Below are 11,710 nucleotides of genomic sequence, written 5' to 3'. Positions count from 1 at the left end.
TGACCGCAAAGTGACGGGTACACGCCCGGGAGGACGGTAGCGCAGGGGCCCGGATGGCGCGAATGCATCGGTCGGTGGCGGGGGTCCCCTGGTGGGGGTCCCGTGGCGGCGGTCTGCGGCGGGGGGCCGGTCGGGTCAGCCCGCGAAGAAGGACTTGGCCGCGATCAGCGCCCGCTCGTCGCGCAGGACGTCCCCCGGGCGGGTGCCGTTGCCGATCAGCGCACCGCCCCAGCGCATCCCCATGTACTCGGCGGTCAGCTTGAGGGTGCCGATCAGCGGCTCGACGTGCTCCTCGGTGCCGGCCAGCACGGTGACGTCCCACAGCGTGCCCCCGCGCATGCCGTCCCGGAAGTCCACCCCGGGCACCCGGAACCAGGCCGACCAGTAGTCGAGGTAGAGCTTGGCGCTGGTCGGCATCGTGTACCAGTACAGCGGCGCGACGAAGACCAGGTCGGTGGCTGCCAAGGTGGCCTCCAGCAGGGTCCGTTCGGGTCCGACCGGCTCCGGGTAGCGGCCGTCACCGGTGTGCCGCAGGTCCTGGAAGGGAGGCAGCGGGTGCTCGTCGAGCCGCAGCCACTGCTGCTCGGCGCCCTCGGGAAGGCTCGACTCGGCGGCCAGTCGGGCGAGTTGTGCGGTGTTGCCGTTCACGCGCGAACTCGCGTCCAGGAACAGGAAGCGGCGCGGCGCCCCGGCGCCGGAGGGCTGGTCGGTCATCGGTACTCCCCCTGTCAGGTGCTGTGGACACCCGGGCGAGCACCGGCGGACCGCCGGGTATTCCACGGCCCGCCGCACCCGCCGCGCCCGCCCCGGCTCCGGCTCCAGGGCGGGGCGGGGCGGGGGCGGCTGGCCGGGGCGACGGCCGGGGCGGCGGTCGGTCAGTCCGGCAGCCCGGCCCGGCGGCGGGCGACCTCGGCGACGGCCGCCCAGTCCTTCTCGCCGTCGCCGTGCGCCAGCGCGTCCAGGAAGGCATCCCGCAGGATGCCGCCGAAGGGCAGCGGGACGTGCCGCGCGGCCCCGGCCTCCAGGGCCAGGCCGACGTCCTTGAGGCCGAGCGGCAGCCGGAACCCGGCCGGCTCGTAGCGGCGTTCGGCCACCATCGAGCCGTAGCCGGAGTAGACCGGCCCGGGGAAGAGCGTGCCGCTGAGCATCTCGACCAGGTCGGTGGGCCGGACCCCGTGGGCCTCGGCCAGGCTGCACGCCTCGGCCATCGACTCGATCGCGCAGGCCAGCAGGAAGTTGGTGCTGATCTTGGCGGTGTTGGCCTGCCTGGGGCGGTCGCCGAAGTGCCAGCTGCGCTCGCCCATCGCGGCGAACAGCGGCTCGGCCCGGTCCAGCAGTTCGGGTGCGCCCGCGACCAGGATGTTGAGCTTCCCCGCGGCCGCGACCGGCGGTCGGCCGAGGACGGGCGCGGCGACGTAGCCGATGCCGTGCTGGGCGTGCAGTTCCTCGGCTCGTTCGGCCAGGGCGAGCGAGACGGTGGCCATGTTGACGTGCAGGGTCGCCTTGGCGCCCGCCAGCAGCCCGGGATCGAGCAGCAGCCCTTCGACCGCCTGGTCGTTGGCCAGCATCGAGACCACCGTGTCGGCGGCGAACACCTCGGCGAGCGAGCCGGCCGCCTCGGCGCCCTGGGCCACCAGGGCGGCTACCGGCTCGGGCGAGCGGTTCCAGACCCGTACGGCGTGGCCGGCGCGCAGCAGGCTGCCGGCCATCCCCTGCCCCATCGCGCCCAGCCCCACGAAACCGACCGTCGCCCCGCTCATCCGCGCACTCCGTTCGCCGCCGTCACCCGTACGTTGGTTCGTCCGGAAGCGACTGTACGTCAGGGGAGTTCGGCCGGCCGGGGACACCCGGGCCGACCCCGCCGCCGCTGGGGCTGGAGCCGGGGCCAGGGCCAGGGCCAGGGCCGGATGGCTACGCGACCCGGGCCGGGCGGCGGAGGCGGCCGGCGGAGGCGCCGCGCTCCAACTCGGTGACCACCCGGTGGCGCAGCAGCTCGTACTGGGCCTGGAGCCGGCCGGGGCGGGCCGGGCGGGCGACCGGGCGACCGGGGCCGACCAGCTCGCCCGGGCCGAACTGCTCCCGGGTGAGGTCGATCTCGAAGCCGGTGGCGAAGCGGTTCCACCAGTGGAGGTCCGTCCGGACCCCGTCGACGTGCACCTCGCCCATCATCAGCTCGCCGCCGAGCAGGTCGTGCACCACCATGGCCGTCACACCGCACTGGCCGCGGGCGGGATTGTCGGGACGCCAGCGGGCCTGGTCCTCGGGCGCGCAGGTGTCGACACCCCAGGAGGAGCGGATCGCACGTTCGATGTCGTTGAGGGTCCACGCCGTCATACCGGGAAGCCTGCCACGCGGCACTGACAACGACACCGGCTTTTCAAAGGGTCACCGCCTGTTCTGCGGCGACCCTCCCCTTGTTCACCCGAACGAGTCCGCCCCGGGCCGTGGGCCGGAAGCACGGCGGGTGCCGGGTACGGGAGTTCGCCCGGCCGGTCGGCCCCGGCGGCGGGCCGACCGGCCGGGGCGGGTCACTTCGCCAGGGCGGCCACGCCGGCCTGCGCGAACTGCTCGTCCAGGTCGCCGCTGGGCGCGCCCGCGACACCGACGGCGGCGACCGGAGCGCCCTTGGCCTGCACCGGGGCGCCGCCCGCGAGGAACAGCGTGCCGGGGATGTCCTTGAGGTTCGGGGCCTGGGCCAGGCGCTTGGCCAGCTCCGAGGTCGGGGCGTTCCAGGAGACCGCCGTGAAGGCCTTGCGCTCGGCCGACTCCGGGGCCTGCGGGCCGGCGCCGTCGCCCTTGAGCAGCACCCGGGTGACGCCGTCCCGGTCGACCACGGCGACGGAGACGTGCTGGCCGGCCTTGGTCGCCGCGTCCAGGGCGGCCTGGGCGGCGCGGGTGGCGGCGTCGATGGTCAGGCCGGTGCTCTGGGCGAGGTTCTTGTTCTGGGTGTCGACCTTCACCGCGGCCGGGGCGGCCGGGGTCTCGGTGGTCTCAGCGCTGGCCGAGACGGCGCCGGCGGCGGCGAGCGCGGCGACGGCGGCGGTGCCGGTCAGCACCCGGGTGCGCACGGAGGTCTTCTTCATGGTCCAGCTCCTCAACGGGACGGCGGGTCCGCGGGGTTCGCGGGGTCCGCGGCGGGTTCTGGGCCGGGCGGCGGGGGGACCGCCCGGCTCTGCTCCGATCCTCCGGCCGGATCCGGGCGCGCGGCATCGACGGTCCGGCGCGACCGTCCGGGCATGATGGGGGACGCCGGCGTCAACCGATCGGCTGATGCGGGACCGGGCCGGACGGGTCAGCATCGAGGGATCGGCGCAGGTCAGTGCGCCGGGCGCCGGTCCGTACCGTTTCGCCCGACACTGCTCGGCCGTCGGCCGAGCGCCGTCGCGCCGTCGCGTGGTCGCGTGGCACGTGGTCACGTGGTCGCGTGGTCGCGTCGTCCGCCGAGCGCCGTCGCGTCGTCGGCCGAGCCCCGTCCGGAGCCCGTAGCGCCAGGAGCCCCCCGTGCAGCAGCCCCGCCCGTCCGCCGGCCCGCCCCCGGGCGGGCGCGACGCCGGTGACCCGGACGCCGGACGGCTGGCGCTGCTGCTGGACTCCGCCTTCCTGCTGCTGCTCGCCGCCGCGCTCAGCCGCTACCTCACCCACCACGCCGGCAGCCCCCGGATCCCCTGGGTGATCGGGCTGAGCGCCGCCCTGGCCGTCGCCCAGCCGGCCGCCTCCTGGCTCGACCACCGCCGTCCGACCCCGCCGGGCCGGCCGCGCCGGTGGCCGCTGGCGCTGGTGGTCGCGCTCTGGGTGGTGCTGGTGCTGCTCGCGCCGAGCTTCGCCTGGTGCGCCGTCCCGCTGATCTACACCGGGCTGCGGGCGCTGCCCGCGAAGGCGGCGATCCCACTGGTGGCGGCCCTGACGCTGCTGGTGGTGATCGCCGAGGTCCGGCTGCCCGGCACGACGGACGCCACCCTCGTCCTGCTGCCGCCCGCAGTGGCCGCGCTGGCCACCGGGGTGTTCCTGTTCATGGCCCGGCAGGCCGCCCGGCAGCGCGCGCTGATCGCCGACCTGGTCCGCACCCGGCGCGAACTCGCCGCCACCGAACGGCGCGAGGGCACGCTCGCCGAACGCGAGCGGCTGGCGATGGAGATCCACGACACGCTGGCGCAGGGCCTGTCCAGCCAGCAGATGCTGCTGCAGGCCGCCGACCGCACCTGGGACGCCGACCCGGCGACCGCCCGCACCCACGTCCGCACCGCCGCCGAGGTGGCCGCCCGCAACCTCGCCGAGGCCCGCCGCTTCGTCCATGACCTCGCCCCGGCCGAACTCGCCGACGGCGGCACCCTGGACCGGGCGCTGCGGGCGCTCGCCGAACGGGAGTCCGCCGAGAGCGGGCTGCCGGTCCGCTTCCATCTGGACGGCACGCCCGTCCCGCTGCCGGCGGCCGCGCAGTCCGCGCTGCTGCGGATCGCCCAGGGCGCGCTGGCCAACGTCCGGGAGCACGCCGGGGCCTCGGCGGCCGCGATCACCCTGTCCTTCCTGGGCGACCAGGCCGTGCTGGACGTCGCCGACGACGGGCAGGGCTTCGACCCGGCGGCGGGCGGGCACCGCGCGACCGGCGGCACCCGCGGGTACGGCCTGCCGGCCATGCGCGCCCGGCTGCGGCAGCTGGGTGGCACGCTGACCGTGGAGAGCACCCCCGGCGAGGGCACCGTCGTCTCCGCCGCGATCCCCCTGGAGCACCGATGAACGCAGCGCGCACCCCGTCGAGCGACGCACCGGAGGGCTCCGCCGCCGTCCGGCTGCTGGTCTGCGACGACCACGCGGTGGTCCGGGCCGGCCTGCTGGCGCTGCTCGCCAGCGCGGGCGACATCGAGGTGGTCGGCGAGGCGAGCACCGGGGAGGAGGCCGTCGCGCTGGCGGCCAAGCTGGCCCCGCAGGTCGTGCTGATGGACCTCCAGCTCGGTGAGGGCATCGACGGCGTGGAGGCCACCCGGCGGATCACCGCCGCCCCGGGCGGGCCGCACGTCCTGGTCCTCACCACGTACGACACCGACGCCGACATCACCCGGGCCATCGCGGCCGGCGCCACCGGCTACCTGTTGAAGGCCGAGCGGCCGGAGGAGCTGTTCGCCGCCGTCCACGCGGCCGCCCGGGGCCGGACGGTGCTCTCCCCGCCGGTCGCCTCCCGGGTGATGGCGCAGATGCGGGCGCCCGCGCCGCAGCTCACCGAGCGCGAACAGGACATCCTCGAACAGCTGGCGCAGGGGCTGGGCAACCGGGACATCGCCCGGGCGCTGTTCATCAGCGAGGCGACGGTGAAGACCCACCTCGGCCGGATCTACGACAAGTTGGGGGTGGACACCCGGGCGGGCGCGGTGGCGGTGGCCAAGGAGCGCCGGCTGCTGCGCTGACCGCCCCGGACCACCCGCCCCGGCGAGCCCGTCGGGCCCCGCTCCTCCACTGCGCTGGGCACTCGCGCGGTGTCACTCCGTGCTGTCATGATGCATGGAATGTCGGATTCCAGGCCGCGTGCTCCTCGCGTCCCGGGCGGGCGGTACGGGCTCGGGCCCGGCCGCGGGCACCCCTGACGAGGTCGCAACTGCCTGGTGGGACGCCCATCACACCGGCCCGACCACATCGCCACGATTGTGGATTTTTCGTGGATTTCACTATTGACAAACCAACCACGCGGTTTGTTAGCGTGAGAACACGACGTCCCCGGGGGTGGGGACTCGCCGGGTCTGTGCGGACGCTCTCGCCGGAGGGTGGTGCCAGGGGGGAACGGCGAGGCTGCCGGGGTGTCGGGGGGAGCGGCAGCGCCGAAGCCGCGCGACGTGGCGGCGTGGAGCGGGTCCGGGGGGACTCGCTCCACGCCTCCCCCGTAACCCGCCCCCAGCCGTCACACCAGTGCGCTCCAGTACGCGCAGTGCACGTAGGGCAGCGGAGCCGGATCGGGCTCACCCGCTCCCGGCAGCTCGGGCACCCGCTCCGAGCGGGCCACCCCGAGCAGGCTCGCGGTCACTCGGATCTCGCCGAACTCACCGAAGCACAGCACTAGTTGGGACCCGTCCCGAGTCGTCGCGGCGACCCCGGGCCGGTCCCGCCCGGCGTTCAACGAGGTGATCGTCCACCCCCGCCGCCGCCACTGCCGCTCCACCGCGCCCGCCAGCTCCGCCCGCCGGCCCGGCGACACGACGGTCAACAGGTCCCGCCCCCGGGTCACGTACCAGAGCACCTCGGCCCCGCGCCGCCCCGGCGCCGCCAACCGCACCCCCGCCCGGGGCACCGCCTCCTGCCACACCGGCACCGGCCGGAGGGCCTCCACGGTCTCCCGCAGCAACTCCTCGCACCGCTCCCCGGCGTCGAGTTGATCGACCGTCACATCCGGAGCCAACACCGGCCACCAGTCCGGCACGGCCACCGCGCCGGCGCGGAAACCGTCCGGGCACCCCAGGTTCAGCTCGGCACCACCTGACTGCACAGGGCCCTCCGTACTCCCCCCGGCGTTCAACCCGGGCAGGCATTCCGTCACTCCTTGGACGGCCCCCGGGCACGGACAGTTCCCCCGCCCCGGGTCCCACCGCACCCCACCACCCGGCACGGCCCACCCACCACCCCACCCCAGCACGCCCCCGCCCCGGCCGCCCCCGAAACGCCGAAAGCCGCAGGTCAGATGACCTGCGGCTTTCGGTACTGGAGCGGGCGACGAGAATCGAACTCGCGCTCTAAGCTTGGGAAGCTCATGTTCTACCATTAAACTACGCCCGCCTGATGAGCCGTCAGAGACTGCTCATTCCAGTGTCACTGTACCCCATCCGCGACAGTGGTTGCACGGCCGGTCCCGGGCCGTGGCGGAGCCCGGTGGGGGCGGGCGGGAGGCGTACTGTGTGGGCCGCGTGCCAGTGCCCCGGTGGGTGCGGGGTCGGGGCGGCGAGCCATGGTGTGGAATGTCCGGAACATCCCCTAATGTGACGCTGTCCCGGGGCCAGGCCGCCGGGGCGCGATGAGTACGGGTGAGTACTGGGTTAGGGATGGGAAGGGGATCGATGGAGCAGCGCGCCGTCGTTCGTTGTGCCGAGGGGCACCTGTTCAGCACCACCACGTTCCCGATGCAGAACCTCGGTCCCGGGCGGCTCGGGCCCGGGCGGTTGATCCGCTGTCCGCAGTGCGGACGGCTCCGGAGCTCGGTGCTGGCCGACGTGCGGGAGCTGTCGACGGCCCAACTGGCTCGGGCGATGCGGTTGGAGGCCGCTGAGTTCCTGGCCTGACGGCCGACGGGAGGACACGGGGCCCCGGACGGATTCGTCCGGGGCCCCGTCGTGCACGTAACCTCGAAGCGTGCTGCTCTCTGACAAGGACATCCGGACCGAAATCGACCTGGGCCGGGTCGTCATCGACCCGTTCGACCCGGCGATGATCCAGCCGTCGAGCATCGACGTGCGCCTCGACCGCTTCTTCCGCGTGTTCGAGAACCACAAGTACCCGCACATCGACCCCTCCGAGGAGCAGCCGGACCTGACCCGGCTGGTCGAACCGGACGGCGACGAGGCGTTCATCCTGCACCCGGGCGAGTTCGTGCTGGCCTCGACGTACGAGGTCATCACGCTGCCCGAGGACGTGGCCTCCCGACTGGAGGGCAAGTCGAGCCTGGGCCGGCTGGGCCTGCTCACCCACTCCACGGCGGGCTTCATCGACCCCGGTTTCAGCGGTCACGTGACGCTGGAGCTGTCGAACGTCGCGACGCTGCCGATCAAGCTCTACCCGGGGATGAAGATCGGGCAGCTGTGCCTGTTCCGGCTCTCCTCGCCGTCCGAGCACCCGTACGGCTCCGCGCGCTACGGCTCGCGCTACCAGGGGCAGCGCGGCCCGACGCCGTCCCGCTCGTACCTGAACTTCCACCGCAGCGACGTCTGACCGCGCCGCGACGGAGCGCACGCACGGCGGGCGGCCACCCCCTCGACCAGGGGGTGGCCGCCCGCGGCGTTTCCGGACGGTCGGCGTTTCCGGACCGGAGCCGGACGGTCGGCCTTTCCGACCGGAGCCGGACCGGCGTCGGAGCCGGACGGGCAGCGGAGCCGCCCGGCGGCGTCAGGCCCGCTTGGGGCTGGTGACGGCGACCAGCTCGGCGCCGTCCTCGGACAGCCGCAGCTCGGTGCGCAGCTCGGCGAGCTCGCCGAGGTGGTGCAGGTGGGTACCGCCGCAGAAGATCTGCGCGCCGCCCTCGGGCAGCTCGCAGTGCCACTGGCGGCGGGCGGTCAGCTCGGGGCCGGGGACGTCGATCCGGACCGGGGCGTCGGCCGCGACCCAGGCGGCCAGCCGGGCGTTGACGGCCTCGGTGAGGGCGGGCAGGGCGTCGGCGAGGGCGGGGAACTCCTCGGTGGCGTCGACCGTGAAGCCCTTCTTCTTGAGCGACTTGCCGAGCCGGTAGGTGTCCGTGCTGGCCTGGGTGTCCATCACCGAGCTCGCCATGGCGAGGCTGTCGAAGTCGGGGTTGCCGAAGGCGTCGGAGCGGCCCGGGTCCTTGCGCCAGCGCGGGGCGAGCGCGGCGTTGAGGGCGAGGGCGAGCAGGTGGCAGCCGCTGTGCGAGGCGCTCAGGGCGGCCCGGCGCTCGGTGTCGACGGCGAGCACGGCGGTGCGGCCGACCAGGTCACCGGGGTCGGCGGCGAGCACGTGCAGGACCAGCCAGGACCACTCCTCGTCGCCGCGCTTGACCGGGATGTCGGCGCCGACCAGCGGTGCGCCGCCGTCCGGGCCGACCGCGCCGGTGAGGCAGTCCACCACGGCCAGCTCGGTGCCGTCGACGGTGAGGGTGCCGTGGTCGGCCGGCTGGTCGGGCCAGGTGTGGTCGAGCGGGTGGAACGGGGTCGCCGTGGTCACCACCGCGTACCGGCCGTCCGTCAGCGGGTGCACCGCCAGCACCGGGGACTCCCCGGTCACCGCCCCGGCCGGGAAGCTGACGTGGGTGGTGGGGAGGGTCATGGCTGGCTCCGCTGGTGGTCGACGAACGAGGGTGGGCGGGCCCGGGCCTTCCGGCCGGACCCGCCCACCATTCTGCCTGCCGGCCCCGCACCGGCGGCAGGGACCTTGATCACGTCGGCCGGTGCCGCCCGGTCACCCGAGCGTCGGCAGCTTGATCAGCACCAGCAGCGCGAGCAGCTGCACCGCCGCGGCGGCCGCCGCCTTGCCCCAGGGCAGGTCGTGCACCCGCCGGACCATGGTGGTCAGCAGGTACGCGCAGAGCATCCAGGTCGCCCAGCCGACCACCTGCACCACCGCACTGCCCGAGGGCAGCACCAGGTCGAGCAGCAGCCGGGGCGCGTCGGTCAGCCAGCCGATCAGCGCGGCCAGGCCGACCGTCGACTTCCACGGGCCGTCGCCGCCGAGCTGGCGGGCCAGCGCGTAGGTGACCGCGCCGAAGACGGCGCCGGCCACGGTGAAGCCGATGGCGGCGGCGAGCAGGCCGGTCAGCGCCACCGAGAAGGTGGAGTTGACGATGTCGTCGTGGGTCAGCCCGATGCCGAGCACCGCGAGCACGCCGTACAGCAGCGAGACGCTGAGCGCGGGCAGCCAGACCTGGTGGTCGCGGGTGCGGTCGAAGATCGCGGTCGGGGTGCGGACGATGCCGACGAACAGTTCGCGCCACTGCGGCCGGGGCCCGCTGACGTGCGGGGCGGACTGGCCGCCCGCGCGGTAGACCGTGACGTTGTCCTGGCCGTACGGGGGCTGCTCCTGGCCGTACGGCGGCTGCTGCCCGGAGCCGCCGTTGTCGTCGTAGCCGTACCGGCCCTGGTCCGGGCCCCGGCCGTACGAGCCGTGGCCCTCGTGGCCGTAGGGCGGCTGCTGCCCGTACGGGGCGCCGCCCCGGTACGGGTCGCCGGCCGTCGGGAAGGCCCGGGTGTTGCCCGGCCGGTCGGCCGCGTAGGGGTCGGCCGCGTAGGGGTCGGCCGCGTAGGGGTCGTACCCGTCGCCGACCGTGCTCCCGGGACCGCCCGCGCCGCCGCCCGGGGTGCCCGGCCCGCCGGGTGCCGCCGTCGGGTGTGCGGCCGTGAAGTACTCCGGCCCGTCCACGGGGCCGTCCGTCCGCCCGTACCCCCCGGGCGCCCCCGGCGGCGGCGGGGGCGCCGACCATCCGCCGTGCGGACGGTCGGCGCCCTGACCGCTGTCGTATCGATTACCAGCCACGCTCCGAAGGTACCCGTCCGGCCCAGTGCGCGGCGGCCCCGGACGGAGCCGGGGCCGGTTTGCAGCGAGCCTGAGACGAACGGGTCCGAAAGTCGTCCGACGAGGACGCCCGGGGCTCTAGCGCTGGGCGGTGACCGAGGGCCCGTGCACCGAGGCGGCCGCGGCCGTGCCGGCCGGGCAGCCGCCCGGGCCGGCCGTGGTGCGGACGGCGCCGACCGGCAGCAGGGTGCCGCAGGCGATCCGGATGCCGTTGGGCAGCTCGTTGTCGGACTCGACGATCGCGCCGTCGCCGATCACCGCGCCGTCCAGCGCCGAGCGGTCGCCGACGGTGGCGTAGGCGCCCACGATCGAGTCCTTGACCAGGGTGTCCGGGCCGATCACGGCGCCGGGCAGGATCACGCTGCCCTCGACGATCGCGCCGGCCTCGACCACCGCGTCCGCGGAGACCACGGTGCCGCCGCTGAGCACCGCGCCCGGGTGGACGGTGGCGCCGGGCAGCAGCAGGGCGTCGCCGGTGGGGCCGGGAACGGCCGGGGAGTCGACCTTGCCGAGGACCAGGTCGGCCGAGCCGCGGACGAACGCGGCCGGGGTGCCGAGGTCCAGCCAGTACGAGGTGTCGACGACACCGCGCAGCAGGGCGCCGGTGGCCAGCAGCTCGGGGAAGGTCTCGCGCTCGACGGAGACCTCGCGGCCGGCCGGGATGCGGTCGATGACGGACCGGGTGAAGACGTAGCAGCCGGCGTTGATCTGGTCGGTGACGATCTGCTCCGGCGTCTCCGGCTTCTCCAGGAACTCCAGCACCCGCCCGTTGTCGTCGGTCGGGACCAGGCCGAAGGCCCGCGGGTCCTCCACCCGGGTGAGGTGCAGGGTGACGTCGGCCCCGGCGGCCACGTGGCCGTCGCGCAGGGCGGCGATGTCGAGGCCGGAGAGGATGTCGCCGTTGAAGACCAGGACCGGCTCGTCCGGGCCGCAGGTCAGCCCGGAGGCGGCGTTGCGGATGGCCCCGCCGGTGCCCAGCGGCTCGCGCTCGGTCAGGTAGACCAGCTCGATCCCGTACGGGGTGCCGTCCTGGAAGTGGTCCTCGAACACCTCGGCCAGGTAGGAGGTGGCCAGTACCACCCGGGTGACCCCGGCGGCGGCCGCACGGGCCAGCTGGTGCGCGATGAACGGGACGCCTGCCACGGGCAGCATCGGCTTGGGGGTGTGGGTGGTCAGCGGACGCAGTCGCGTGCCCTTACCACCGACGAGCATGATCGCCTCGGTCATGGTCTGCGCTGTTCCCCTTGTGCTCTCCGCGGCCCGGCCCGGCGGGCCGATACCTCCGTCAGTGGTCTGAACCCGTCCTGAACGGGTCGACCGGCTCGCGGCCGGTCCGGCGCCTACTGTATTTCCTTCCGACCGAATGCCCGTCCGGCGGACGTGCGATTGACGTCACTCGCCGTCCGCCCGCCGTACCACCGGCCGTCGCCCGGGGCGCCGAAAAGCCCGGCCCGGCGGGCGCGTTGGCGGCGTCCACCGGGCCGGGCGGTTGTTGCAGAAC

At 74.9% G+C, this 11,710-nt stretch carries 11 protein-coding genes, 1 tRNA gene and 1 pseudogene; 4 read left to right on the top strand and 9 right to left on the bottom strand.

The window, feature by feature from the left end; translation table 11 throughout:
• Nucleotides 1–135 precede the first annotated feature (135 nt).
• From ACZ58X_RS25545 to ACZ58X_RS25530, 4 genes are all read right to left on the bottom strand, one after another.
• Complete coding sequence (locus ACZ58X_RS25545; RefSeq protein ID WP_470335918.1) at nt 136–714, bottom strand: flavodoxin family protein; 579 nt, start codon at nt 712–714, stop codon at nt 136–138.
• A 161-nt stretch (nt 715–875) separates the two neighbouring features.
• Nucleotides 876–1,847, bottom strand: coding sequence for an NAD(P)-dependent oxidoreductase (locus tag ACZ58X_RS25540; protein WP_470335917.1), 972 nt, complete (start codon nt 1,845–1,847; stop codon nt 876–878).
• A gap of 64 nt (nt 1,848–1,911) precedes the next feature.
• Entirely contained in the window at nt 1,912–2,334 is a 423-nt protein-coding gene (locus ACZ58X_RS25535) for a YunG family protein (protein ID WP_360227338.1), read from the bottom strand.
• A 194-nt stretch (nt 2,335–2,528) separates the two neighbouring features.
• Nucleotides 2,529–3,083, bottom strand: coding sequence for a GlcG/HbpS family heme-binding protein (locus tag ACZ58X_RS25530; RefSeq protein WP_470335916.1), 555 nt, complete (start codon nt 3,081–3,083; stop codon nt 2,529–2,531).
• 418 nt (nt 3,084–3,501) lie between these two features.
• Here ACZ58X_RS25530 and ACZ58X_RS25525 point away from each other — a divergent pair, with 418 nt between their 5' ends.
• Nucleotides 3,502–4,734, top strand: coding sequence for a sensor histidine kinase (locus ACZ58X_RS25525; protein ID WP_470335915.1), 1,233 nt, complete (start codon nt 3,502–3,504; stop codon nt 4,732–4,734).
• On the top strand, nt 4,731–5,399 hold the full coding sequence (locus tag ACZ58X_RS25520) for a response regulator (protein WP_470335914.1): 669 nt from the start codon (nt 4,731–4,733) through the stop codon (nt 5,397–5,399). Before ACZ58X_RS25525 ends, ACZ58X_RS25520 begins: the two co-directional genes overlap by 4 nt.
• 488 nt (nt 5,400–5,887) lie before the next feature.
• Here the strand turns inward: ACZ58X_RS25520 and ACZ58X_RS25515 are convergent, their stop codons facing one another.
• Together ACZ58X_RS25515 and ACZ58X_RS25510 are read right to left on the bottom strand one after the other, a co-directional pair.
• Entirely contained in the window at nt 5,888–6,469 is a 582-nt protein-coding gene (locus ACZ58X_RS25515; protein WP_470335913.1) for a hypothetical protein, read from the bottom strand.
• Nucleotides 6,470–6,682: 213 nt separating this feature from the next.
• Nucleotides 6,683–6,756: transfer RNA gene (locus ACZ58X_RS25510), tRNA-Gly, on the bottom strand.
• Between the two features lie 278 nt (nt 6,757–7,034).
• Here ACZ58X_RS25510 and ACZ58X_RS25505 point away from each other — a divergent pair.
• Together ACZ58X_RS25505 and dcd are read left to right on the top strand one after the other, a co-directional pair.
• Nucleotides 7,035–7,256, top strand: coding sequence for a hypothetical protein (locus ACZ58X_RS25505; protein WP_360227361.1), 222 nt, complete (start codon nt 7,035–7,037; stop codon nt 7,254–7,256).
• 70 nt (nt 7,257–7,326) lie between these two features.
• Entirely contained in the window at nt 7,327–7,902 is a 576-nt protein-coding gene (gene dcd / locus ACZ58X_RS25500) for a dCTP deaminase (RefSeq protein ID WP_470335912.1), read from the top strand.
• Nucleotides 7,903–8,076: 174 nt separating this feature from the next.
• Here the strand turns inward: dcd and ACZ58X_RS25495 are convergent, their stop codons facing one another.
• The 3 genes and pseudogenes from ACZ58X_RS25495 to manB all read right to left on the bottom strand — a co-directional run.
• A complete protein-coding gene (locus tag ACZ58X_RS25495; RefSeq protein ID WP_470335911.1) occupies nt 8,077–8,967 on the bottom strand; it encodes an alanyl-tRNA editing protein in 891 nt (296 codons plus the stop codon).
• 132 nt (nt 8,968–9,099) lie between these two features.
• A complete protein-coding gene (locus ACZ58X_RS25490) occupies nt 9,100–10,170 on the bottom strand; it encodes a Yip1 family protein (RefSeq protein ID WP_470335910.1) in 1,071 nt (356 codons plus the stop codon).
• 201 nt (nt 10,171–10,371) lie between these two features.
• Nucleotides 10,372–11,436 (bottom strand): annotated as a pseudogene (gene manB / locus ACZ58X_RS25485) (mannose-1-phosphate guanylyltransferase); the annotation flags it as partial.
• Nucleotides 11,437–11,710: the final 274 nt, after the last annotated feature.

It is taken from the genome of Kitasatospora sp. NPDC040550, assembly GCF_055594965.1.
This window is presented reverse-complemented; position numbering and strand designations above follow the sequence as displayed.

Bases quoted from the DNA above. Each gene is read 5' to 3' on its own strand.
- ACZ58X_RS25545 (WP_470335918.1), bottom strand. From the start codon at position 714: ATGACCGACCAGCCCTCCGGCGCCGGGGCGCCGCGCCGCTTCCTGTTC.
- ACZ58X_RS25530 (WP_470335916.1), bottom strand. From the start codon at position 3,083: ATGAAGAAGACCTCCGTGCGCACCCGGGTGCTGACCGGCACCGCCGCC.
- ACZ58X_RS25505 (WP_360227361.1), top strand. From the start codon at position 7,035: ATGGAGCAGCGCGCCGTCGTTCGTTGTGCCGAGGGGCACCTGTTCAGC.
- ACZ58X_RS25520 (WP_470335914.1), top strand. From the start codon at position 4,731: ATGAACGCAGCGCGCACCCCGTCGAGCGACGCACCGGAGGGCTCCGCC.
- ACZ58X_RS25535 (WP_360227338.1), bottom strand. From the start codon at position 2,334: ATGACGGCGTGGACCCTCAACGACATCGAACGTGCGATCCGCTCCTCC.
- ACZ58X_RS25495 (WP_470335911.1), bottom strand. From the start codon at position 8,967: ATGACCCTCCCCACCACCCACGTCAGCTTCCCGGCCGGGGCGGTGACC.